Origin of the sequence: Terrimonas sp. (assembly GCF_003075435.1) — a bacterium.
Classification (GTDB): domain Bacteria; phylum Bacteroidota; class Bacteroidia; order Chitinophagales; family Chitinophagaceae; genus Agriterribacter.
On record NZ_QCZJ01000007.1, the window covers coordinates 211495 to 235989 of the forward strand.

At 42.4% G+C, this 24495-nt stretch carries 20 protein-coding genes and 2 tRNA genes; 15 read left to right on the forward strand and 7 right to left on the reverse strand.

The genetic code is table 11. The features are described 5' to 3' along the window. Positions 1-124: 124 nt before the first annotated feature. Positions 125-2533, reverse strand: coding sequence for a TonB-dependent receptor (locus tag DC498_RS10340; RefSeq protein WP_116874066.1), 2409 nt, complete (start codon positions 2531-2533; stop codon positions 125-127). A gap of 523 nt (positions 2534-3056) precedes the next feature. Between DC498_RS10340 and DC498_RS10345 the strand changes: the two genes are divergently transcribed. The 11 genes from DC498_RS10345 to DC498_RS10390 all read left to right on the forward strand — a co-directional run bounded on the left by DC498_RS10345 (position 3057) and on the right by DC498_RS10390 (position 15747). Beyond that, a complete protein-coding gene (locus DC498_RS10345) occupies positions 3057-4010 on the forward strand; it encodes a glycosyl hydrolase family 18 protein (protein WP_116874067.1) in 954 nt (317 codons plus the stop codon). Positions 4011-4044: 34 nt separating this feature from the next. After that, on the forward strand, positions 4045-4626 hold the full coding sequence (locus tag DC498_RS10350) for an RNA polymerase sigma factor (RefSeq protein ID WP_116874068.1): 582 nt from the start codon (positions 4045-4047) through the stop codon (positions 4624-4626). A gap of 52 nt (positions 4627-4678) precedes the next feature. Beyond that, positions 4679-5686, forward strand: coding sequence for a FecR family protein (locus tag DC498_RS10355; RefSeq protein ID WP_116874069.1), 1008 nt, complete (start codon positions 4679-4681; stop codon positions 5684-5686). Positions 5687-5717: 31 nt separating this feature from the next. Further along, positions 5718-9200 (forward strand): SusC/RagA family TonB-linked outer membrane protein, encoded by a 3483-nt coding sequence (locus DC498_RS10360; protein WP_116874070.1) that lies wholly within the window; start codon positions 5718-5720, stop codon positions 9198-9200. Positions 9201-9217: 17 nt separating this feature from the next. Further along, on the forward strand, positions 9218-10804 hold the full coding sequence (locus DC498_RS10365; protein ID WP_116874071.1) for a SusD/RagB family nutrient-binding outer membrane lipoprotein: 1587 nt from the start codon (positions 9218-9220) through the stop codon (positions 10802-10804). A 32-nt stretch (positions 10805-10836) separates the two neighbouring features. Further along, positions 10837-12195 (forward strand): glycosyl hydrolase family 18 protein, encoded by a 1359-nt coding sequence (locus DC498_RS10370; RefSeq protein WP_116874072.1) that lies wholly within the window; start codon positions 10837-10839, stop codon positions 12193-12195. Between the two features lie 354 nt (positions 12196-12549). Continuing rightward, the gene (locus DC498_RS26635; protein ID WP_255415842.1) at positions 12550-12771 is read left to right on the forward strand and encodes an FAD-dependent oxidoreductase; all 222 of its coding nucleotides are present in this window, start codon (positions 12550-12552) and stop codon (positions 12769-12771) included. Beyond that, positions 12740-13063, forward strand: coding sequence for a hypothetical protein (locus tag DC498_RS26545; protein ID WP_240627952.1), 324 nt, complete (start codon positions 12740-12742; stop codon positions 13061-13063). Before DC498_RS26635 ends, DC498_RS26545 begins: the two co-directional genes overlap by 32 nt. A gap of 156 nt (positions 13064-13219) precedes the next feature. Next, a complete protein-coding gene (locus tag DC498_RS10380) occupies positions 13220-13399 on the forward strand; it encodes a hypothetical protein (RefSeq protein ID WP_133176823.1) in 180 nt (59 codons plus the stop codon). 95 nt (positions 13400-13494) lie between these two features. Then, on the forward strand, positions 13495-14502 hold the full coding sequence (locus DC498_RS10385; protein ID WP_165813810.1) for a helix-turn-helix domain-containing protein: 1008 nt from the start codon (positions 13495-13497) through the stop codon (positions 14500-14502). Between the two features lie 120 nt (positions 14503-14622). Next, entirely contained in the window at positions 14623-15747 is a 1125-nt protein-coding gene (locus tag DC498_RS10390) for a sensor histidine kinase (protein ID WP_116874075.1), read from the forward strand. A gap of 1358 nt (positions 15748-17105) precedes the next feature. On the opposite strand, the gene DC498_RS10400 is transcribed toward DC498_RS10390, so the two are convergent. The 4 genes from DC498_RS10400 to DC498_RS10415 all read right to left on the reverse strand — a co-directional run bounded on the left by DC498_RS10400 (position 17106) and on the right by DC498_RS10415 (position 18742). After that, a tRNA-Leu gene (locus DC498_RS10400) sits at positions 17106-17191 on the reverse strand. 45 nt (positions 17192-17236) lie between these two features. After that, positions 17237-17309 (reverse strand) — tRNA-Gly (locus DC498_RS10405). A gap of 113 nt (positions 17310-17422) precedes the next feature. Next, entirely contained in the window at positions 17423-17626 is a 204-nt protein-coding gene (locus DC498_RS10410; protein ID WP_116874077.1) for a hypothetical protein, read from the reverse strand. A 48-nt stretch (positions 17627-17674) separates the two neighbouring features. After that, complete coding sequence (locus tag DC498_RS10415) at positions 17675-18742, reverse strand: glycosyltransferase family 2 protein (RefSeq protein ID WP_116874078.1); 1068 nt, start codon at positions 18740-18742, stop codon at positions 17675-17677. Positions 18743-18815: 73 nt separating this feature from the next. On the opposite strand from DC498_RS10415, the gene DC498_RS10420 reads away from it, so the two are divergent. Next, the gene (locus DC498_RS10420; protein WP_116874101.1) at positions 18816-19988 is read left to right on the forward strand and encodes a sensor histidine kinase; all 1173 of its coding nucleotides are present in this window, start codon (positions 18816-18818) and stop codon (positions 19986-19988) included. 159 nt (positions 19989-20147) lie between these two features. Next, positions 20148-20567, forward strand: coding sequence for a clan AA aspartic protease (locus DC498_RS10425; protein ID WP_116874079.1), 420 nt, complete (start codon positions 20148-20150; stop codon positions 20565-20567). Between the two features lies 1 nt (position 20568). On the opposite strand, the gene dnaJ is transcribed toward DC498_RS10425, so the two are convergent. Together dnaJ and DC498_RS10435 are read right to left on the reverse strand one after the other, a co-directional pair. After that, on the reverse strand, positions 20569-21720 hold the full coding sequence (gene dnaJ, locus DC498_RS10430) for a molecular chaperone DnaJ (RefSeq protein ID WP_116874080.1): 1152 nt from the start codon (positions 21718-21720) through the stop codon (positions 20569-20571). Between the two features lie 52 nt (positions 21721-21772). After that, complete coding sequence (locus DC498_RS10435) at positions 21773-22345, reverse strand: nucleotide exchange factor GrpE (protein WP_116874081.1); 573 nt, start codon at positions 22343-22345, stop codon at positions 21773-21775. A gap of 194 nt (positions 22346-22539) precedes the next feature. Here DC498_RS10435 and DC498_RS10440 point away from each other — a divergent pair, with 194 nt between their 5' ends. Beyond that, positions 22540-23712, forward strand: a complete 1173-nt coding sequence (locus DC498_RS10440; RefSeq protein WP_116874082.1) for a class I SAM-dependent rRNA methyltransferase — start codon at positions 22540-22542, stop codon at positions 23710-23712. 123 nt (positions 23713-23835) lie between these two features. After that, positions 23836-24375: a hypothetical protein gene (locus DC498_RS10445; RefSeq protein ID WP_116874083.1), complete on the forward strand. Its 540-nt coding sequence runs from the start codon at positions 23836-23838 to the stop codon at positions 24373-24375. Positions 24376-24495: the final 120 nt, after the last annotated feature.

Here is a 24495-nt window from a genome sequence, read left to right on the forward strand (position 1 = left end):
TAAAATGACCATTCTTGCTGGACTCATTAAAATCTCCGCTGAGAACTTCAATTTACATTCTGAAAACAAAAAATGCAGCATACATCATGTATCCTGCATTACATATAAATTTTAATAATAATTATCAGAAACGATAGCTGATGCTTAACCTCACATTACGCGGAGGCTCAGTTTGGTAGTAATAAGCAGGTTTTACAGAATTCCAATCGTTTGCTACAGATGGTAAAGCATAGTAAGAGCCGCTGTAGAGGTATTCATCCAGGATATTAAATACATTTAGTGTGATGCGGTATTTGTCTTTCGCGTAAAATATGCCCCCATCCAATTTGAAATAGTCGGGCAACATTTTTCCTTCAAGGCTCCAGGCAGTATACCTGCCGTTAAGCATGGTAAAGCCACCGGAAATACCCAGTCCTTTCAGCACTGTATGCTGTAATTCATAAGATACCCAGGCGTTAGCAGTATGCTTTGCATAGCCGGGAATAATATCATCTACTTTATAAGCAGTTACATCTTTAGCTACTTTTGTTACCCGTGCATCGGTTAGCGCATAATTGGCAATAACTGTTAAACCAGGCAATACTGTACCTCTTACATCCAATTCAATTCCTTTAGCTACTTTTTCGCCCAGTACAATGCTGGTTGGAGCATTGGGATTGGATGCAGGATCTGCCGTAAGTTCATTTTGTTTTAATATCCGGTATACAGACAATGTGGTATACCATTTACTGTTGAACCAGTTTTTCTTGATACCTAACTCCATATTGCTGCCGGTAACAGGTTGTACTTTTCCGCCGCCCGTTAATACTCCTGATTGCGGGATAAAAGCCTGGTCGTACAATCCGTACAATGAGGTATTTTTATCAATAGAAAAACTCAGCCCAACCCGTGGAGTAATATGTTTGGCTGCATCATACGGAACATCAACACCATATACCTGCTTTACATCGGTATACCTGCCTGCCAATGTCAACCGTAATTTATCATCAAGAAATGCTATTTCGTCCTGAACATATAAGCTGGAATATCTTTGTTTAATAACGCCCCAGCCTAAAGCAGCCCGCTCTTCAATAGGAGTACTGCGGTCAAATACAGGGTATCCGTTTGCAGGTACACCATAGGTTGGATTATTCTGATCAAACAAGGCATCTGGTGTATCAAGATCATGTGATTGACCCCAATCAGCATAATAGGTTTTATTAGCGGCATCAACACCGGCAAGCAACCTGTGGCGTAGTTTACCGGTATAAAATTCTCCGTTTAAAAATGCCTGAGCAAGCTCCATAGTGCTTTTGGCATCCCACACGCCCACATTCCTCATTACCTGGCCTGTTACAGAATCCATATAGGAAGGCCATGAGCTCATGCCTGTTTGTTTGTAATTAAAAAATGCACCCTGTGCGGTAAGTTTCCAGTCTTTATCAAAAGCATGTTCAAATACTACATACCCACTGTGATCATTTATTTTAGTGGGCGGCAAGCCAGGATTTGTGAACGTCAGGTTCCTGTCGTAAGTGCCATATCCATCTTTGGAAAACACATAATATGAACCTACTTCAGTCATATTGGCAAACTGACCATTGTATTCCAGTGTGATCTTTGTTTTATCATCAAGACGATAAGAAACTACAGGCGCTATAACATAGCGGTTATTATATTCATAGTCGCGGTGCGAACCTTTTGCCTGCACAGCTACATTTAAACGATATAACAACTTTTTGTCTTTACTTAATGCACCATCCAGATCCATGCTCGCCCTGTAGAGGTCAAAACTTCCGAGTGTAAAATTCACTTCCCCTTTTGTAACACCCGTGGGCTTTTTAGTAACCACATTATATAACCCGCTTGGATCGCCGTTAGACAGCATAAATCCTGCAGGTCCTTTTACAAATTCAATCCTGTCTACAAAACTCATATCCTCTGTTAAAGGCCCCCAGTAAGAAGCTACTACGTTAAATCCATTGCGGAAAGCCTGTATTTGCGATCCCCTGGCCACAATATTGGTATACAGATCGCCCCAATGCTCAAGGCGGGCGGCGCCGCTTACGTTCCTTATTAAACCATCACTCATACTGATCACCTGTTGCGCTTTCAAATCCTTGTCATCTACAACCTGTATGTTTTGAGGCGTTTCAAGCAGAGGTGTTTTTAAGCGTAAGCTAACCGATGCATGTTCTGTATTTTTGCGCGAACTGATCAATATTTCCTGTAACTCTTTAGCTGTTTCAGAAATGCTGAAGTCTATAGTTAACGTTTCTCCTGAACCAACAGTGATTTCCTTTTTTTGCGTGATAATTCCATCCGAAGATACCTGCAGCACCCAGGTGCCCGGCTTAATATTATTAATAATATAGCTGCCATCAGCTTTACTTATAGCACCGTGCGATGTGCCATCAATACCAACAGAAACATTGGCAACAGGGGAACCATCTGAAGTAGAAATAGTGCCTTTGATATTAGCTGATTGTGCAAATGGAGTTAACGGAATAAAAAAACAAGATAAAATTACTAAAGTGCGTAATTGTTTGACCATGTAAAAAATTAAAATGGGTGCAATGATATTTTACAAAGTCTGTTTAAGCTTACGTGTTCCGGAAATAATTTTTACTATATCCGGAATTTTTCAGGAATTCAGTTCTTTACTTGAAATTAAGTCCACACGATCCCTGAATAAACAAAATCTTCATTTAATGTATACTTACTAATTTTCTATTATAAAATTGATTATCCATACTTTACGAATCGTCCATATGAAGAACTGTGCCTGCCCGTAAAATCAAAAGATAAATGCTCAAATAGTAGTATGAACGATGAACGGATTGCGCCACAACAGGCGATTGATAGAGAGCGAAAGCTGGTAACCAACCCTATCATATAAGGTCAGGCTGTAAAGCCCTTTAATCTGTGCGACCGGAAATTTTTATAAAACAAGCTCTTTTAAAATAATCAGGTCTCCTTTCCAGAAAATATTTCATCAGAAGGCAGTAAAAACCGGGTGAACAGGGGCATCTTAATAAATGTGGCGCCGGTAAAGGGCATCAAATGCATCCATACATATGACTCTAAAAAAGATTCTGTTTATCAGCTTACTGTTACTGACAGGCGGGTGTCTTAAGTCCCAGCAAAAGCTGCCCTCATCTTTTCGTATTATAGCTTATGTGCCGGAGGCCGGGATGGAGCAACTGGATAGTATCCCTTATCATCTTATTACCCATATCAATTATGCTTTTGTTAATCCGGGTACCGATGGAATATTCCGTACCACTCTTTTTCTGGACAGCCTGGTAGCAAGAGCGCATCAACACCAGGTAAAAGTATTGCTATCGGTGGGCGGAGGAAATCCACCACCTTATTTTACTGCCTTGCTTGTACCGCAGGGAAGGCCGTTATTGATCAGCTCGCTTGTTCAGTTGCTGGAGCAAACCGGCGCTGATGGTATTGATATGGATCTTGAAGGAAGCTTTATTACGGAACACTATGAAGATTTTGTAAAGGAGCTGAGATCGGCACTGCCGGAAGGAAAGAGGAACTTTACTGCAGCGTTGGCAACTTATGCGGGAGATGCCGTGACCGATAAGGCACTCTCGACGTTTGATTATATCAATATTATGTCTTACGACAAAACAGGGCCATGGAGCCCTGGGCGTTCAGGTCCGCATGCGCCGTACGCTATGGCAATCGATGACCTGTATTACTGGCATAGTATCCGGAAAATAAAAAAAGACCGCCTGGTACTGGGTATGCCTTTTTATGGCTATAGTTTTGGGCCGGCAGGAGCGGGTTCCATGCCTTTTTCAACCATCGCTACGTTGGGAGCCGGTGCGGAACAGGCAGATGAATGGAAGCTGGAAAACGGGAACACCATTTATTATAACGGTATTAAAACCATTCGTAAAAAAACCGAACTTTCATTGAAAGATTGTTCAGGTGTTATGTTTTGGCAGGTATTTCAGGATCATAAGGACGCTTATTCCCTGTTATCTGTTATTCACAAAACGGTATATCCCTGATCAGGAAGTAATAATTTTTAATAGTGTAAGCTACATGCGTTGTTCTGACGATATACAATGTTGGCAGGAGTTCAGAAAAGGTAAAGAGAAAAGCCTGTTCTCTCTTTATGAAAAATATTATGGCGATCTGCTGCGGTACGGCTTGGGATTTACACCTGACCCGGAAATCGCAAGAGAGTATATCAACAGGGTCTTTCTTGATTTGTGGAACAAGAGAATGGTGCTCCCTGATGTGGATTATCCCAAAGCATACATTATTGCCTGTTATAAGAACAAGCTTTTTTACCGTAAAAAAAGGAAGGGAGCATTGAACCTCGTGTATGTGGACCCGGAGCATATTTCCGGTCACATTTCAGAGCAATCGTATGAAGAAGTAATTATAGAGCTGCAGGAATTTGAGCAACTCAAATCCCGTTTGCAGCAGGCGCTGAATTTCCTGACCGAACGGCAGCGGACAATTCTCAAAATGCGGTATTTTGATGAAATGGCATTTGAGACCATTGCAAAAAAACTGGATGTATCAGTGCGCACCATATATAACAGTATACATGAAAGTCTGAAGCAACTGCGCGGCGATGCGAAGGACAACAAAAACACCGGCAAAAATTCCATTTAATTTTTTGAAAAAATCACGGTAAAAAAACCCGGATCGGGGTAATCTATATAGTATGAATCCCAACGACGACATCAGTGTGAGTTCCCTGCTTGCTGACAGTACTTTTGTTAACTATCTCAACGCGGCAAATACCCGGGATATGCACTATTGGAAAGAGTGGATAGAAAACAACCCCCGGTATATGCACGTGGTGGATGAAGCCAGGAATACGCATTTTGCGCTGGCTGAGATATATCGTGTTCCCGGAGAAAATACCATCGCAATGGCATTGGAAGACCTGAACCGGCTTAAGAAACTAATGAAAGAAGAACCCGGGGCTAAGGTTGGTTCCCTGCGCAGAATGATTATAGCCTGTTCTGTTGCGGCGTCCGTTCTCCTGGTTATGGTAAGTGTCTGGTGGTTTAATAAAAATGAATACGGAGCGATTCAGTATGAATGGTATGCAAAAGCCGACAGTGTAATAACCAGTATTGATCTTCCTGACGGAACAACAGTATTGCTGAACAGGAACGCATCTGTTGCAATAGATGAAAAGTATAATATGGATAACCGGCGGATCCTTCTTAAAGGTTCCGCATTTTTTAAAGTAGCGAAAGATCCTGCAAGACCATTTACCGTAGCCGTGCAGCAGGTGACTACCACAGCATTGGGAACCGCTTTCTATGTGCATGAAGACCTGCAGACCCGGGCTGTGACCATCTCTCTTCTCGAAGGAAGCGTAGCGGTAGCCAACAGCCGGAATACCGCTCAACTGATACCAGGGCAAAAAGCAATATGCAGTAACACATCCCCCATACAAAAAGCAGAATTCCTGCAGGAGCAGTTGCAGCAGTGGACTGCGGGGAAGATCGTTTTAAAACAGGCAGACTTTGCGGAGATCATCGGTGTATTGCGGATGTACTATAACCTCAATGTAGAAACAACCAGCTACCCGGGCAAAATGAAATTCACCGGTTCATTTGATGTGAACCACCCTGAAGAATTGCTGGAATCTTTGGCATTTACCTACGGATTAAAGTACGACCGCCGCAAAGACCAGCTCATTATACAAACCAAATAGGTATACCAGAACCACTAAAACTACATCGCTTATGGCGCTTAAATGTCTTTTCACAAAAGTGTTTGCGCGTATCTTTTTCACAATGATCATCATGTTTTCTATGCTGACATTGCTGGCAAACGTACGGGCCCAGGATACCCCTATACGGATAGGGTTCTCACGTACACCGTTAGCCCAGGTTTTCAAAAGTATTTCCCGTATAGCTGGCATGGAGTTCTCGTACGACGAATCAAAGATCAACCTGAATTATCTTATCTCCCTGCCTCAAAAGGAATACAAAGTGAAGGAACTGGTTGACAAAGTTTGCGACCAGGCTGCTCTCGATTACAGGATCGTGAACAACATGATCATAGTGAGGGCGAAGCCCAATGCTGCAATGTACGCGTCAGTAACGGGTAAGATAACAGACAGCAAAGGGAATGCTATACCTGATGTTTCCATAGAGAACAGGAATTTACACGTAACAACCACATCTGATGGCAACGGTATTTTTTCAATACAGGCTAATCTCAAAGATGAGCTTGTTTTTTCGCACGTAAGTTTTGAATCAAAAACTTTTTTTGTGAACTCCCTGACCGAACAGATGACCGTTACGCTGGGAGATAATACACAAACGCTTAGTGAAGTAGTAGTAACATCGCTAGGAGTAAAGCGTGAAAAGAAAGCTTTGAGCTACGCGATAGGAGAAGTAAAAGGCAACGAGATCAATAAGGCCAAGGAAGTGAATGTTGTAAACAGCCTTGCCGGGCGTGTTGCCGGCTTAATTGTCAGCAATACCGCCGGTGGTCCTATGGGGTCTTCCAAGGTGGTAATACGCGGCAGTACCGATATTACCGGAAATAACCAACCCCTGTACGTTGTGGATGGCGTGCCTATAGATAATTCCAACTATGGCATGACGGGTAATGACAAATATGCGAGCGGACAGGACCTGGGAGATGCTATTTCGGGTATCAATCCTGATGATATTGAAACAATTTCTGTTTTGAAAGGGCCTGCCGCTTCAGCATTGTATGGCAGCAGGGCGGGACACGGGGTGATACTGATCACGACCAAAAAAGGCGCAAATAAAAAAGCATTGGGAGTGGAGATCAACAGCACTTCTACCATCGAAACACTGCTTACCCGTTATGACGGTTTCCAGTATGAATACGGGCAGGGCACAGGCGGAACTATTCCCCGGGATTTGACGATGGCACGCAATACACTCTTCAACAACTTCGGCGCCAGGCTCGATCCGGGTCTTATGATCCCGGCCTTTTACGGCGGGCAAACAAGTTATGGCCTGGTGAAAAATAACATTGAGCATTTTTTTCGTACAGGGTCTTCTTTCAACAATAATATCGCTGTAACAGGCGGTACTGAAAAAAGTAATTTCCGCTTTTCCTATAATAATCTCCGCTATAACGACATTGTTCCCGGCACATACCTCAACAGGCAAAATTTCATGCTCAGAGGTTCCTCCGAGATCACTTCTACATTAAGCATTGATGTCAGAGCCAACTATATGACGGAAGATGTGAACAACCGGCCGGCTTTGGCGGATGACGCTGCTAACATTGGATTTAACTTTGTAGGATTGGCGAACAATATGGATCAGAAGACCTTTGAAACACATTACCAGGATGAGTTTGGAAGATATATTGAGTGGGGTGGCGGTCAGTACCGGCTGAACCCTTATTGGGTCATTAACCGTATGAAAAACACGACATCCAAAGACCGCCTCATGGGGGCATTACAGATTAACTACAATCCGCTCTCCTGGTTAAATATTATGGGGCGCGTAAATACAGATGTTACCTACCTGGAATACCAGAAGTTCAGCCCCCGCACCACGCCCGGCGCTGAAGCCGGCGTATTGGAAGGGCGGACAGCCAGGTACAGCACCAACAGCGGCGATTTCCTGGTAACTGCGCGCAAACAGTTTAACAAGCACTTCTACCTGAACGGAAGCGTGGGAGGAAGCATTTTGTATATCAGCAACCCCAGCACCTATATGCGCGGTGAGGATATGCTGCTGGAAGATTCACGCTCTTTTAACAGCTTTAAAAAGCAAACCGTACAGGCTTCCGCATATAAAAAGCAGATCAATTCATTTTATGGCTCGGTGGGAGCTTCCTGGAACAATTACCTGTTCCTGGACGCCACGCTCCGGCGCGACGCCAGCTCCACATTGCCTGTGGAGAACAATACTTACTGGTATCCCTCGCTGGGTATGAGCATGGTGCTTTCAGATGCATTTAATATTAAAGGCAAGGTGCTTAATTATGCCAAGATCCGTGCATCTGCCGCTGAAGTAGGTAATGATACGGAGCCTTACCAGCTAAAGCTGATCTATGCGCTGGAACAGTTTCAGCCTTCCCGGGGCGCCATCGGGGGCATTGCTTCGCGTACCCTCCCCAATCCTATTCGCCCCACCCGTACCAGGAGCTTTGAAACAGGGCTGGACATAGGTTTCCTGAATAACAGGATAGGATTTGAATTCACGTATTATACGCAAAGATCCCGCGACCAGATCAACTTTACCGACCTGCCTATGTCGGCAGGCTACGCTAACCAGATCCTCAATGCAGGAACACTGACGAACAAAGGCGTTGAAATGATGCTCAGCACCAAGCCGGTTGTAGGAAAAAATTTTTCGTGGGATCTGATCCTGAACGGAGCGCATAACAGGAATGTAGTGGAGTCGCTGGCGCCGGGCGTTACCTATCTCACACTTTCAGATGCAAGATGGCTTGGATTATCTGTCATTGCACAGCCGGGCATGCCTTACGGCAGCATCATCGGCTATGATTATTTATATGCGCCGGACGGGCAGAAAATATTGAATAAGGAGAACCTTACACCCATGGCTACCGATGAGCGAAAGGTGCTTGGCAAGGGTACCTGGGACTGGACAGGAGGGGTAATCAATACATTCCGGTACAGGAGCATAAGTCTTAACGCTGTAATTGATTTTAAACAGGGAGCAGACCTGTTCAGCATGACCAATCTTTTTGCGGTGATCCGCGGGCAGGATAAGTCTACTCTTGAAGGGCGTAAGGAATGGGTGGCATCAGAAGAAGAACGCCAGGCTGCCGGTATGACCGCGGCCGAATGGCTTGCCTCCGGGAATACCCGTGGCTATGTGCCAAAAGGCGTTTTTCAAAACGGCGTTGATGCAGATGGTAAACCAGTATATGAACAAAACACCCGTCCCATGGACCCCAATGTATATTTCGCCTCGTTTTACGGCGATGACAGGGGTGTTGCAGTACCTTTTATTTACGATGCCAGCTATATAAAAATGCGCGAGCTCTCTCTTACCTATACATTACCGCAACGTGCATCCCGGAGGATAAGAGCGCAGTTCATCAGTGTATCGATCGTCAGCCGGAACCCTTTCATCATTTATAAAAGCGTTCCTAATGTTGACCCCGATTCCAATTACAACAACGGGAACGGGCAGGGTTTTGAATATGGATCTCTCCCGGGCAGAAGAAGCTGGGGCGCTAATGTCAACATTCGTTTTTAACAGCCAAAAACTACTGTATGAAAAATTTTTTGAAATATATAGCTGCTGTTTTGATACTGTCGTCCTGCAATAAGTTTGGCGATATGAATATTGATCCCACAAAATCGTCAAATCTTGACCCGGCGATAGAAGTGGCTTATTGCCAGCAAAAGTTCAGTGGTGATATGAGTGTGCAGGAGGTAACAGGGTTAATACTTTGTATGCCGCTTGCCCAGCATTTTGGAGGAGGATGGGCAAATCAATACGGGCAGTTTTACCAGAAACAACAAGCCTATATGTCCACCCTTTGGCAGAACAGCTACACGGCAGATGTAAAAAACATCAATGATGCGGTGCTGAGAACTGCCGGTACCGACAGCAAAAATCTCAATGCGATCGCGAGAATAATGAAGGTGTATGTATTTGCACGGCTTACTGACCTGTATGGGGATATCCCTTATACGGAAGCTGCTGCCGGAGGCATCACTCACCCGGTTTACGACAGGCAGGAAGATATCTACCATGATTTTTTTCTCCAGCTTGATACAGCCATCAGCCAGTTTGCCGGTGGTACAGATCCTTTAACCAACGATATTTTTTACGGCGGCGATATAAACAAATGGAAAAAGTTTGGTTCTTCGCTCAGGCTTCGGTTAGCCATGAGGGTGAGTAAGCGTAATGAAGCGTTTGCCAGGGAACAAATTATCAAAGCTTACGCTGATGGGTTGATGCTTTCCAACGATGATATTTGTGTAACACTCCATGACGATAACTTTAACACCTATGCCAACTATACGGGCAACGCCCTGTCGTCTGCTATCCGGCAAACAGGATCACCGGTAAATAACGGTTACCGGTTACACAGTTCGCTTATCAACCAGCTTAAGCTTACCAATGATCCCAGGCTTTTTGTATTTGGTAAAAATTATTGGGATAATGCCCCGGGTGCCACTTTTGAAAACCGCATTGATATTACAAACGAGGTGAGGGCACAGGTAGGGACTGTCGGCGTGGGACCTACTTCCTTTATCTGGGAAGACTGGATGAACACCATCACGATCATTCACCCGGTAGCAGGAACGATACAGGTTGGAAACAACGAACAGAAGGTGCAGCTTGCCGCCTATATGATGGAAAATGACGCTCCGTTCCTTCACCTTACTTATGCTGAAACCGAGTTCCTGCTGGCGGAAGCTACCAAACGTTTTAACCTTGACCTGGGAGGTACCGTTGCAGAACATTACACCAAAGGACTGAGGGCCGCCTGCCGGCAGCTCACTTTGTATAAAAACGCGCCGGTAATTACCGAGGAAGCAATCAACCAGTTTGTTGCTGATAACCCCTTGCAACCCGACAAGGAACTGGAACAAATTGGCACACAACTATGGATCAATTTCTTCCTGAATGGCCCGGAAGCGTATGCAAGCCTCCGCCGTACAGGTTTCCCAAGGCTTCCTTCAGGCTTTCGCCCTGATGGCTATTCCGACTCAGAAACCATGCCCAGGCGACTGGAATATCCTCAACTGGAAAAAGCGCTCAATTTATCCAATGTACAGGAAGCGATGAAGCGATATCCATCCGGTACAGATTCATGGAATGACCGCATGTGGTGGGATGCTGAGTAATATTTCATAAACTAACTACTAAAAAAATCATTATGATATCTATCAGGCCTTATTACAAAATACTTCATTGTTCACTCTGGCTCATCCTGTCAGCAATAAGCATCATGGGTTGCCGGAAGGACCTGGCACCGGATCCCGAGTTTGGCGAAGGAGATTATCCGCGTATTTTTTATTTGGGTGATCAGTTCCCGTCAGCAGTGGTGATCAATGAGGGAGATACGGCCAAATACAATAATCTCCAGTTCTCTCCTGCCGGTAAAGTTAATATTACCTGGTTTGTAAATGATGGCGTTTCAGGAACAGATACCTCCTTTAATTTTGTACCTCAGGCAGGCGGTATATTTAATATTGTGCTGGAGGCAGAATACAATGGACTGAGATCTGTGCGCAGATCGCAGGTGATCGTAAAGCCATCTTCCTATACCCCTAAACCTTATGACAAAGTAGTAATGGGTTATCTTAGTGAAAATGGAACGGCTGCCAGCGTTAAATGGAACTATATTACTCATCTCGCTGCGCAGATAGGCAGGGTTTCTTCAGACGGTTCTCTTGATATAACAAAGGGGAATATCAACCAGCTCAGCGATGAACTTATAGCGCGTGGACATACGCAGGGCATTCCTGTATTGCTTGGTATTTACGGCAGGCTTACGCCTGTAGATGGCTGGGCATATTATGAAAGTGATGATATGGGCGCTGCTATCCGGAATCCTTCAGCACGTGCCTCACTTGTAGCCCGGATAAGTGATTATATAACAGCAACGAAAATGGATGGTGTGGATATCATGATGACTGATTTTAATGGTTCTCCCAACTATTCCGCTAATCTTGCAGCATTGGAACCATTTGTCAATGAGCTCAGGGAAGCGCTGCCGGAGGGATCGCTCATTACACTGGCCGTAACAACAGGATGGCAGCACTGGGAGTACCCGGCCGACCTCTCAAAGCTCGACTGGGTAAATGTACATGCTTATGAAGACGGCATTCATGTAGGCCCGGGCGCACCGGTAGGTCAGGCATCCTCTTATGACCATATGGTCTATTCGGCAGCTATCTGGGCCAACAAGCTCGGAGCTGAAAAAGTAGTAGTAGGGTTCCCGGTATTCGGCTTACGTTACCTGGAGCTTGATGCTGATGGGAATAATCTCTCCTGGGGTTCTTATGACTATACTCCTTACAGGCAAATTCTTGAAATTGATCCTGCTGCTAATACAAAGGAATTTGTGGATGCCGCGAAAGGTATTTACTACAATGGTCAGCCGTTGATTGAGCAGAAAGCCGCTTATATTAAAAACAGTGCTTACAAAGGTATGTATGGGTGGTACCTGGATGCCGATGCGGCCGACACCACTAAATCTGTATTTAAAACTGCCTATGATCTTTTGAAATAATTTTCCCTTTAAAGAAAAAGATTAATGATTCAAATCATGATTGTCTACACCTTAACGAATATGAATTTTACAGAGAAGCATTTACAAGACTCACCTAAATGATAACAGTACGACTTTAGACAGAGAATAAACCAGTTCCGGTAAAGATGAATACCTCAACACAGCGCATTGGACACCCCAGCTTTATGTTCGGGAAGCAAGACGCATGATCGGAGAGTACGTTATGACACAGGTTAATTGCCAGGCCAAAGAAAATTGTAAAAGATGGTATCGGCATGGCTGGCTGCATATAACATGGATGCTCATAACACACAGCGGATTGTATAGAATGATACGGTTAAGAATGAAGGAGATGTGCAGATTAAAGGCATACAACCTTATACCATTGCCTACCGGGCCATTACACCGGACAGAAAAGAATGTACCAACCTGCTTGTCCCGGTTTGCTTATCAGCCAGTCATATTGCTTATGGCTCCATCCGGATGGAACCTGTATTTATGGTTTTGGCGCAGTCGGCAGCTATGCTCTGTTCAAACAATAAACGTGAAGATACTACAGGAAAAACTGAAGAATGATCCCCTGGCAAACGGAAGCGCAGCAGAAATACTTGTAGATGATACCGATATTAAAATCATTACCGGGGATTGGAAAAAAGAAACTACACGTGGTTACGAGCCTACTCTATTGTTGAATAATAGCAAACAACCATCAGGCGTCCGCTTTGAGCCTGAAATAAAAAAGAAAGGAAGGTACCAGGTATATTTTTATTATCCCAGGATCCAAAACGAAGCTGATGCATTGTATATTAAAGTGTATAATGGAAGAAAGCAGACATCAGAAATTATTCAAAGCAGGGATATAAAATAGTCGGGCAAACCTCAGGCGAGTGGGAAATCTCTGAGCATTTAAATTACCAGCAGGCCGGAAGGCATTTATTGAAATTTCCAATGAGGGCGCCAGCGGTGCGGTTGCGGCGGATGCTGTACTATTTGTACCGGTATTAAAATGAACAAACTGATAGCAATGCGTTCAAGAAGAAATTTTCTTAATCAAACTATTCCCGGTATGACCGGGCTTTTTATTACTAACCGTTTGCAGGCACAGGCAAAACAGCCGGAGATAACAGGAAGACACTTGCCGGAAAAGAAAGCTTACCTGCTATCAATAGTGGCATTAGCGGAAATAATACGATTGACCTGTTGAATCGTCTGGAAGGATACTGTTGGCAAGTAAGCTTTTGTCGAAAAGAAGCATTATATTCGATTGAAGAATCAATGAACCATCCCTAAATGCTTGTTTTGTCATATCCAGGTGAGCCGTATGAGGTGCTGTTGCAAAGAATGGCTTTGTTCTTTGAGACAAACACCGATGGTAACAAATTTGTTTTTCCGGAAATGTTTGGACAAGGGTATTTTGAACTGGTAAACCTGCCTATGGGGATACAGGCATTGCTTTGTGATTTTTCGATCAGGGATGATTATTATTTCGTCCGCCAGAAAACAGATAGCGAATATTATAACCTTCGGTTTGAAATTATCCAGGAAAAGGAGCAATCACAGGTACTGATAAATGATGAAGTGATTGAAAACAGACCCCGGCAGGCATATGCATTTATGAATAGTTCCCGGTACACGCTTACCTATAAAGTGAAAAAAGGGATGATCGCCAAAAGTTTAAACCTCAGATTCAGCAAACATAATATCGGAGCCATAATAGGAAGCACGGCTGAAGACAAATTATTAGCCTGTTGTGTTACAAACAGCATACAACATAATAAGATCATCCCGGTCAGTGCAAAAATGCTGGAACTGGTAATGGAAATACTTGGTATTCCTGAAAACGATCCATACCGTCAGTTAAAAATTTTTAACCGGTCTCTTTTCATTACAGAGGTTTTTTTTGCAAGCATGCATTCATCAGACTATCAATTGTCCGAAAACAAAATACTCACCAATAGCGACTTTTACCAGATACGGGAAATTGAAAACATTATTACCAGCAAGCTTGATCAGTTACCTCCAAAACAAGAAGAACTTGCCACCCTTGCTAAAATGAGCCTGAGTAAGCTGAAATATACTTTTAAGGCGATACATGGCACAAGCATTTATAATTATTATCAAAGGGCACGTATGGAAAAAGCCCTTCAATTTTTGCAAGACGGGCATACAGTCAGCGAGACAGTTCAGGAACTTGGGTTTAAGGATATGACAAATTTTACAAGAAATTTCAAGAGAAGATTTAATATTCAACCCACGAAAGTTCGCCGGTTCGGTAATAGTAGTCAGCAGCACCAGGAAAAATATTGACCTACCCTGTTATTTATTTCATCGATTTTTGGCTGATCAGCCGAAATATTTGCCCAAACAGCCGAAATGCGAAGGTAGCTTGTGTAATACCTTTGCGCCACGAATAACGCTCGCCAAAATTTGAATACAGAAAATGTTATTATGATTGGTATTTTGGCAAGATTGATAGCAAACCTGGATAAGCACAAGGGGACGCATACTTCCGCCGTACAAAAAAAAGGGGCTTTTAGCCGGGGTAATCTTTTTTTTCTTGTTGTTTCAGTTATTATTGGTTTTTTCTCCTATTTCATATTCCGCCTTATCGCTGGCAATTTTTGGTACGTACGCAACACAGACATTAACTACCTCGAATCCCTGCTGATCATTACCGGTATATCTCTGGTAGTATATTCTGTCGTTTACATTTTCCGGTTCCGGTTTTTGAAGTACAGGCAGCAGGCAAAGCGTAATATCCGAACACTGAAAAAGCAAAAATCAGTAATCGAAGTTCAAAAAAAAGAGCTTGAACAAAAAAATGAAATACTTGAAGCGAGGTTGAAAAGGCTGTCAGAGTTAAACAGGTCCAGGATCGTTATGTTCTCTGCCTTGTCGCATGATTTCAAGGATAATATTTATTGTCTCCATCGTTGTCTCGAAATTGTCGAAAGATCTGAAAACGGGCATGTTTTTTTTGAGGAAACTTTACCGCTTTTGAAAGAGAATTCTGTTAATACCATTAAACTACTGGAAAGTGTATTGAATTGGGGTAAAACACTTCTGCATTTCACCCAGCCTGTTTTTACTATAGTAGACCTTAACCACCTGCTTAATGTAGTTATTTCATTTAAAAGCAAAATGGCTGACGAAAAAAAAATAAAAATACGTATAGAAGCAGAGAGAGATCTCTTTACAACTGCCGACGGGAATATGATTGAAATTGTATTGCGTAATATCCTGGCAAATGCTATCAAATTTTCCAATCCCGGGTATCCTGTATCCATCTTTGCGGAAAAAAAGAATAATTCAATCCATATATCGGTAATTGATTATGGAGTTGGCATGGACAAATCAAAAATAACCATGCTGCTAAAGGGAAAAACATTCACTACGCCGGGTACGTTTAATGAAAAAGGTACCGGGATAGGCTTATTGCTGAGTAAAGAATTGCTGGAGAGAAATGCCGGCACATTAGCTATCGCAAGTAAAATAGGCATGGGCACAAAAATAGAGATCATTTTACCAGCGTATCAAATGAGCAACAATTAACGCTGATAGGTTTACGATCCGGTATTCTTCATTATAATGATGTGCACAAGAAATGGGCGCATTTCAAATTGGTCCAGCGGGTGCGCCCGCAAAACAAGGGATATACCTATGAGCTTTGACGGGAGGATGAATCGTTTTGTTTGTAACCCTGAATTATCACAAGGATCACAAAATCATCAGTTTGTTACCGTTATCTCGACCAAGCCAGCACGAACAATATAATTGAGTAGCTCTTTTGCGCGGGAGAGATCCGCCCGGTTTTAGTAGCAATGCTCAGCACTTGTACCGCTGCCCAACAGATTTCTCTCCCGACGCAACATACATTTAATTCAATACAACCTGTAGCGGGATCAAAATGACGTAAGAGTGCCTGTGTTTTGTAAATGACGGTTTCTGCAGGGAGCAATGCTGGCTACTTTTACTGCATTTATATATAATTAACCCAGCAGTGGCGCCTGCAAAACATGGAACATACAATTTGGACCACGGAGCCACAAAGGACAGGAAAGTTTCACAGAGAACCGGTAAAACCTGCATCCGGACCTGTAACCTGAAACACTGCAACATGCCGCATAGCGGCTACCTTTTTGTAGTAGTAGTAACATGTAAGCTATTTATTTGCCCCGTATGGGGCTACCCGTGCTAACACAATTATTAAGGCGTTTCATTGATAATAGTATACAGGCGCGCCTCGTGTGTTTCGAAAGGGTGTATATATAATGAATGCATGACCCCGGCTTGAAATAATACCCCGGCAAACGCATCTTGCTTAATTTGTTTAATGTGATCATGTCAATTACAAAATGAATGGTTCAAACAGTTGTACCCATAGTGCAAAAAGGTAGTGTTAGCATGCCTCATAAACGCTACACGATTGTAATACAATTAGAAAGATGAAACAAAAGGGCAAAATATTGAAAAGACCGGACCATGCAAGATCACCGTTTTCATGGTTCTTTATACCTGTTAAAACTGCAATTCACGATGTTATACTTATCCTTTCATAAGCAAAGAGGCAGGTTTTATTTTATTCGCCCGGAAGTGATTGAGTATATCAAACGAAAAAGATCGCGCCGTATAAATTCAGTAGACGGTTTTCAGAAATCGGGAAATAAAAAATATTCATGTATTTATCTGCCTGCGCTATTTATAAAAATGGCAAGCTTTTCCGTTGATAAAAATTTGAGAAGAAAGCCGGAAAACGTTCTGATTTTAGGTAGATAAGTTCTTTGACTTTCCCCAGGATATTTCCAAAAAAATCAATTGAGATTATACAGACAAGTAAATTGCTGGCAAATTTCATAAAAATACAAAAGGCTCACAGAAGTGAGCCTCTTCTACCCTGATTGATTATCAAGTGCCCCGGAACGGAGTTGAACCGTTACGACCGTTGCGGGTCACAGGATTTTAAGTCCTGCGTGTCTACCAATTCCACCACCGGGGCTTCAAAAAAAATCCTCCGCCTTACCGGGCAAGAGGACTTTTTTAGAGCGGAAGACCGGGCTCGAACCGGCCACCCCGACCTTGGCAAGGTCGTGCTCTACCAAATGAGCTACTTCCGCATAAAGTATTTTTAAAGAACTGTTTGCTAATCCTTCGTCAGATCATCTCAGAAGGGGTTGCAAAATTAAGGATTGATTTTAAACAGCAAAATTTTTCTGAACAATTCCCTAACCTATTTGTATTTAGGCGTATAGAGTGTGTTTTCAGGAACTACCACTTTGGGTTTGCCTTTATAGCGATGCTTATATAAACCCCAGCTTCCGCCAATTAAAAAAGCTACTATGCTTACAACCTGCATATAAAATAAAAAGCGGGAAGATTTAACCCAACTCCAGGCAAAATCTTTTTTATTACTTTCTGTGATTTCTTGTTGCATGTATTATTTGCGTTTGCTGTGCAAAAATAACAGTTACGTCACAAACATTCATGCTTTATTATCAATTATTTCTGAAAATTTTTTCCTGCCCTTTGCAAAATACTGCCATACGATGCTGTCTTTATATACGCCTTGCGGCACTCCTGTTTTACCGGAAGGAAAATATTGCTTTTGCTTTCTGCTGAATACCCATTTATAAAATGACCAATGTGCTTTAAGCACAGGCGGCAGGTAACTGGTGTCTCCTGAACTTAATTTTTCTATCACACTTATACCATCCAGGATCAACCTGAAAGGAATTTTCCATAGTCGTTCAAAAAACGGGTAATTCTTATACATCATGATCAGGTTATTGCGGTAATTGAGAAATATTTTACGGGGATTACCTTGTGGTAAAGTGCCGCCGCCAACATGATAAACAACTGATGCAGGGCAAGCCATGATTTTATATCCTGCCAGCTGTATGCGCCAGCACATATCAATTTCTTCCTGGTGGGCAAAAAATAATTCGTCCATGCCGTTTACCGCATGATATATAGCTGATCTTATGAATAATGCACAGCCACTTGCCCAGAATATAGGCTCAGCAGTATCATACTGCCCTTTGTCTTCCTCACAATCATTAAATAGCCTGCCGCGACAAAAAGCATAGCCGTAAGCATCAATCCAGCCGCCAGCTGCGCCGGCATACTCAAAAGTGGTTTTATTGCTATAAGAAAGAATTTTGGGCTGACAGGCAGCAATGGAACTGTCTTTTTCCATCAGTTCAATTACCGGCTCAATCCAGCCGGGCGTAACTTCTACATCTGAATTGAGCAGCACATAATATTTGGCCTCTACCTGTTTTAAAGCAGTATTGTATCCTTTGGCAAAACCCTCGTTTGAGCGGTTGTGTATTTGCGCTACAGAGGGATAATATTGATTAAGAAAGGCAACCGAATCATCAGTTGACGCATTATCTGCCACGATAATTTTGGTGGCAGCATATGTTGTTTGCATAACATATGGAAGAAATTTTTCCAAAAACCTTTTCCCGTTCCAATTTAAAATAACTACAGCTACCGTTGGTGATTGACTCAATGCTAAAGAATTATTTTTCAAAAATAACGGATGCATTGTTACCGTTTCCCTATTTTTAAAATATGTTTCCCCTTGTTATTAATGACCAGGCGGAATGCACAACTTGGGTATGCAAAATTTTTTAGGATCATTTCAGCGTTTCTTAAACTGGCGCACTGCATTAACGGCAATAGCAGTTATTATTGTGGTGGCTACCATTTTTTATTCCCGCTATCTCGCTGATAAAATTGCAAAAGAAGAAAGGCTGAGAGTGGAAACCTGGGTAGAAGCTGGTAAATTTCTTATTAACTCACCACAGGATATTGATACAAAACTTGTTTCTGCTATAATAACCAACAATGATGATATTCCTATTATCCGGGTGGCAGATGAGGGGCAAAAGATAATGGAGTATACTAATCTTGATACCAATAAAATAAAAACCGATCCTGATTATCTCAGCCGGAAGCTGAAACAATTTAAAAGTCAGCATGCTCCTATAATATATACCGACCCGCTGAATGGGAAAAGAGATTTGTATTATTATGGCGAGTCGAAATTGCTGCAGGAAGTAAGATACTATCCGCTGGTGCAATTGCTGATTGTTGCATTGTTTATTATTCTTACATTATACGCTATCAATACCCGTAATAAATCTATGCAGAATCAATTATGGGCCGGCATGGCAAAAGAAACGGCTCATCAGTTGGGTACGCCGGTTACCTCATTAAAAGGCTGGGTAGAAATGTTGCGGGAAACACCGGGCAGTGAGCATATTGCAGTTGAACTGTCCAAGGATGTTGACAGGCTGCAACTGGTATCCGATCGTTTCAGTAAGATAGGCAGTACGCCTGCAATGGAAGATAAAGATATTGTGCTGCAGATCACTCACATGGTGGATTACATACGCCGCCGTGCTCCTGAAAAAGTGCAGTTTGAGATCAATACCCATCATAATGCAAGCATACCTGTAAAAATTTCTGCTTCTTTGTTTGATTGGGTTATTGAAAACCTGCTAAAGAATGCCCTCGATGCAATGGGAGGAAAAGGAAGAATTACTGTTGATATCATTAAAGCACAGGAAGAAATTTTTATTGATGTAACCGACACCGGTAAGGGTATTGCCGCATCGCATATTAATAAATTGTTCAAGCCGGGGTTTACCACTAAAAAGCGTGGCTGGGGGCTTGGGCTCACCTTATCCAAACGGGTAATTGAGCAATATCACGGTGGACAATTATTTGTAAAACATTCAGAAATCGGTAAAGGCACTACGTTCAGGATTGTGTTGAAGAATAGCTGATAGCGATCAGCCGTCAGCTATCAGCTGTGGGCAAAAGGTAAAAGCTGTTAAGTATAACTCGCAGCGTACTTATTTCCCTTTGTGATGCTTTGTGTAAATCTTAGTGGAACTTTGTGGTAACAAAAATGAAAATGCTAACTTTAAAAAAATCTATGAATTATGGGATTAGTGTATGCTGAAATAGAACTTATAAATGGTGATGACCTTGCAATGGTTCGCCGAAAACTGATGGATGAAGACGATGTAAAGCGGATGACAGTATCGGCGCTTGTGGATACCGGTTCCATCATGTTATGTATAAATGAAAATATCCAGGAACAACTGCAATTGCCTGTAGTTGAAACCCGCAAAGCACAAATGGCTAATGGTGCCATCGTAGAATATGAAGTAGTGGCGCCGGTTGAGCTCAGGTTTAAGAACAGGAGAACCAGCTGCCAGGCAATTGTACTGCCCGGAAATGCAGAGGTGTTACTTGGTGCTATCCCACTGGAAGATATGGACGTGCTTATTCACCCACAACGGCAGGAATTGATCGTTAACCCTGATCATCCTTATTTTGCGCAAATGAAAATAAAGTAGATCAGGAAAACATTTCCTTCACCCTTTCAAAAAAACTTTTATCGCCTTTTGCCGGTTGTGGTTTAAAATTAGGAGAGTGATGTAATTTTTCAAGCATCTCTTTTTCTTCACTGCTTACATTCTGAGGTGTCCATACATTTACATGGATCATCTGGTCGCCACGTTCGTAAGAATTGATTGCAGGAAAACCCTTTCCTTTCAACCTGAATATTTTTCCGCTTTGTGTACCGGGAGGTATTTTAATTTTTGCTTTGCCGTCAATAGTCGGCACTTCAACCTGCGTTCCGAATACCACGTCAGTAAATGAGATATGAAGGTCATAAACTACGTTTAGCCCTTCCCGTTGTAATTCGGTATGCGCTTCTTCTTCAATGAGTATGATCAAATCGCCGGGCGCTCCACCTCTTTCACCGGCATTACCTTTACCGCTCATGCTGAGTTGCATGCCTTCCTGAACACCTGCGGGAATTTCTAAATTAACCGTTTCTTCTCCGTATACACGTCCTTCACCTTTACATGTTGTGCATTTATTGGTAATGGTTGTCCCCTCTCCGTTACATGCGGAACAGGTAGTAACGGTTTGCATCTGCCCCAAAAAAGTACTGGTTACTTTACGCACCTGGCCGCTGCCACCGCAGGTTGAGCAGGTTTGCACAGAACCTTTATCTTTTGCACCTGTTCCGTTACAGGTATTACAATTTATATATTTTTTTACCTTAATGGTTTTAGTAGCACCATTGGCAATCTCCTCATAGTTAAGCTTGATCTTTACTCTCAGATTGCTGCCTTTCGTACCACGATGCCTTCCCCCGCCACCACTTCTTGCACCACCAAAAAAGCTACCGAAAATATCTTCACCAAATACATCTCCAAACTGGCTGAATATATCATCCATATTCATGCCGCCGCCACCAAATCCACCGCGGTTATTACCAACACCCGCATGCCCAAAGCGGTCATACTGTGCTTTTTTATTTGAATCGCTTAATACTTCGTATGCTTCGGCTGCTTCTTTAAATTTATCTTCCGCTGCTTTATCGCCGGGGTTACGGTCGGGGTGATACTGCATGGCAACTTTCCGGTATGCCTTCTTGATTTCATCTGCTGAAGCGCTTTTGGAAATACCGAGTATCTCGTAATAATCTCTTTTCATAAACGTACTATAGTAATTTGAAAATCAGGTTCAGGGTATAATAATTTTCAAATTATTGCCCCACCACAACCTTAGCAAAACGGATGATCTTATCATTCAGCAAATAACCTTTTACCACTTCGTCCACTACTTTACCTTTAAGGTTTGGATCAGTTACCGGTATCTGTGTAATCGCTTCTTCTTTATCAGGGTCAAAATCTTCTCCTTTCACATTCATTGGTTTTAAGCCTTTTGCCTGCAAAACAGAGCGGAGCTTATTAAACACCAGTTGCACGCCTTCTGTTACAGCATCTTTTTGCCCGTTGTCCTGTATTTGTTTTTCAGCTCTGTCACAATCATCCAGCACATCAAGCAAAGAGGTGATCACTTCTTTGCCGGCAGTTTGCATAAGATCAATGCGCTCCTTTGCGCTTCTGCGTTTAAAATTGTCGAACTCCGCATATAAACGCAGGTATTTCTCTTTTTGTTCGCCCAGTTCCTGCTGTAATTTTTCAATAGTTCCATCTGCCACATCCTCAGGAAATTTTTCATTATCTGCCACATTAGCGTCAGCTTTCAGCTCATTATCCGCTTCCTGTGCTATATTTTCTTGATTATCAGTATCTTTTTTTCCAAAATCTTTCATAATTCGTCCGTTATTATTGAAGCAACTATAATAAACAACAAGTTTGCCAATATGGAGTATAGGTCAAAATGTCGGGAGCTATCAGCGATGAGCTTATCGTATCTGCCTATGCTATTGGTTTTCCCGAATGACGGCTGATACCTGATAGCTGACGGCTGATACCTCCTTCCCCCTTTCCCCATACCTTTGCGCCCATGATAAAAGTTTATTTAAAACAAAAGATCAGCAACCGCATTCTGAACGGTCATCCCTGGATTTTTAATAACGAAGTGAAAGCAATTGAAGGTGATGCTCAGGGTGGTGAAACAGCGGAAGTGTATACACACGATAAAAAGTTTATAGGTAAAGGATATATCAACCCCAAATCGCAGATCATTGTTCGCCTGCTGACCCGCAACAGGCAGGAAGAAATTAATGAAGATTTTTTTTATAACCGTTTGGCTGAAGCCTGGAAATACCGGCAGCAGATCGGTTATGTTGAAAACTGCCGCCTGATCTTTGGTGAGGCAGACCAGATGCCACAGCTCATCATTGATAAGTTCAATGATTATTTTGTTATTCAAACCCTGGCATTGGGTATTGATGTATGGAAACCGGCAATTGTAAAAGCGTTACAGAAAATATTTTCTCCTAAAGGTATTTATGAACGCAATGATGTGCCCGTACGTGAACTGGAAGGATTAACACAGCAAAAAGGGGTTTTATCTGAACCTTTTGACACCAATATTATCATCAATGAAAATGGTTTGAAGTTTCATGTTGATATAGTGAACGGGCAAAAAACAGGGTATTTTTTAGACCAGCAGGATAACCGCAGAGCCATTCAGCATATTGTAAAAGGCGCTGATGTGCTGGGTGCATTCTGCTATACCGGCACTTTTGAAATTCATGCGGCGCATTATGGCGCAAAGTCTGTACTGGGACTTGATATTTCTGAAAATGCCTGCACTCAGGCAACAAAAAACGCCGGGTTGAATGGTTATGAAAATGTCTGCCGCTTTCAATGTATCAATGCTTTTGACGCACTAAAGGCATGGGCTAAAGAAGGAAGACAATACGATGTAGTGATGCTTGACCCGCCTTCGTTTACAAAAACCCGTGAGAATATTCAGAAAGCGATAACGGGTTACAAAGAAATTAATCTTCGTGGAATGAAGCTCGTAAAGCCCGGCGGCTTTCTTGTAACCTCCAGTTGCACTAATCTTGTACAGCCTGACCTGTTTCTTGAAATAATTGGCATGGCCGCCAAAGATGCAAGACGCAAATTGCGGCAGGTTACCTTCCAGGCACAGTCATCCGACCACCCTATTATACCGGGTATGGAGAATACCAATTATTTGAAGTTTTTAATTGTGCAGGTGGGTTAATTTGAAAATGAAAGGGGAAGAATGTGAAAGTGTGAAGAGGTGGAAATGTGGAAATGAATTTGAAATATGAATACAAATTGGGCAAATGATTGTTACAGTTACCGTAATATAAGAAATCATTAGATGGAGTTCAGAACCTACCTCGTCAATACCAATAAGTCATCGCTCTCTCCTATTTCTTTGGCGGGGTTTATATTGCTTTTTCTTTCCGTTTTCTTTTGGGCATTTGAAGCACTTAATGATATTGCCCTTTTCATAACATTTATCGGCGTATTACTTTCGGCAATCGGCTTTTTCACAAACAGGAATGTAAAACCACCAGGCGAAACAGGTAAAATATTAATAAGAATACTTGATAGCGGAATAGAAATCAAATCACGGTTCTATCCTTTTTCAGAAATAAAGAACCAGTACTTTTTCTATCACTCCTTCTATAGTCAATCGCCATATGGATATTATTTTGAAAATGCCGGGTATATAGAATTCGGCACTGCAAACAGAATTCAATTTAAACACGGGGATACAGAGGTCAATGAATTATTCTGTCTTACAGATATGGAGCATGCTAATTTATTTTTTCAAACACTGAATTACCTGAAAGGGCAGAGACTACATTTTGAAATGGAATTCAGACCCTTCAGACGAACCGGCAGGGATTTCTAACCGGCAATGTATCTTTACATAACAAAACATTAAAAGAAGCTATCTTTTGCGTTTTCAACAATTGGGATCGTCTTAGATTCTTCTAAAAAGGTTGAAAGAGGCTCCTTCACCTTTTATGCA

Bases quoted from the DNA above. Each gene is read 5' to 3' on its own strand.
- DC498_RS10365 (WP_116874071.1), top strand. From the start codon at position 9,218: ATGAAAAATTTTTTGAAATATATAGCTGCTGTTTTGATACTGTCGTCC.
- DC498_RS10360 (WP_116874070.1), top strand. From the start codon at position 5,718: ATGGCGCTTAAATGTCTTTTCACAAAAGTGTTTGCGCGTATCTTTTTC.
- DC498_RS10350 (WP_116874068.1), top strand. From the start codon at position 4,045: ATGCGTTGTTCTGACGATATACAATGTTGGCAGGAGTTCAGAAAAGGT.
- DC498_RS10370 (WP_116874072.1), top strand. From the start codon at position 10,837: ATGATATCTATCAGGCCTTATTACAAAATACTTCATTGTTCACTCTGG.
- DC498_RS10340 (WP_116874066.1), bottom strand. From the start codon at position 2,533: ATGGTCAAACAATTACGCACTTTAGTAATTTTATCTTGTTTTTTTATT.
- DC498_RS10440 (WP_116874082.1), top strand. From the start codon at position 22,540: ATGATAAAAGTTTATTTAAAACAAAAGATCAGCAACCGCATTCTGAAC.
- DC498_RS10420 (WP_116874101.1), top strand. From the start codon at position 18,816: ATGCAAAATTTTTTAGGATCATTTCAGCGTTTCTTAAACTGGCGCACT.
- DC498_RS10355 (WP_116874069.1), top strand. From the start codon at position 4,679: ATGAATCCCAACGACGACATCAGTGTGAGTTCCCTGCTTGCTGACAGT.
- dnaJ (WP_116874080.1), bottom strand. From the start codon at position 21,720: ATGAAAAGAGATTATTACGAGATACTCGGTATTTCCAAAAGCGCTTCA.
- DC498_RS10380 (WP_133176823.1), top strand. From the start codon at position 13,220: ATGCGTTCAAGAAGAAATTTTCTTAATCAAACTATTCCCGGTATGACC.
- DC498_RS10410 (WP_116874077.1), bottom strand. From the start codon at position 17,626: ATGCAACAAGAAATCACAGAAAGTAATAAAAAAGATTTTGCCTGGAGT.
- DC498_RS10345 (WP_116874067.1), top strand. From the start codon at position 3,057: ATGACTCTAAAAAAGATTCTGTTTATCAGCTTACTGTTACTGACAGGC.
- DC498_RS10415 (WP_116874078.1), bottom strand. From the start codon at position 18,742: ATGCATCCGTTATTTTTGAAAAATAATTCTTTAGCATTGAGTCAATCA.
- DC498_RS10445 (WP_116874083.1), top strand. From the start codon at position 23,836: ATGGAGTTCAGAACCTACCTCGTCAATACCAATAAGTCATCGCTCTCT.
- DC498_RS10425 (WP_116874079.1), top strand. From the start codon at position 20,148: ATGGGATTAGTGTATGCTGAAATAGAACTTATAAATGGTGATGACCTT.
- DC498_RS10435 (WP_116874081.1), bottom strand. From the start codon at position 22,345: ATGAAAGATTTTGGAAAAAAAGATACTGATAATCAAGAAAATATAGCA.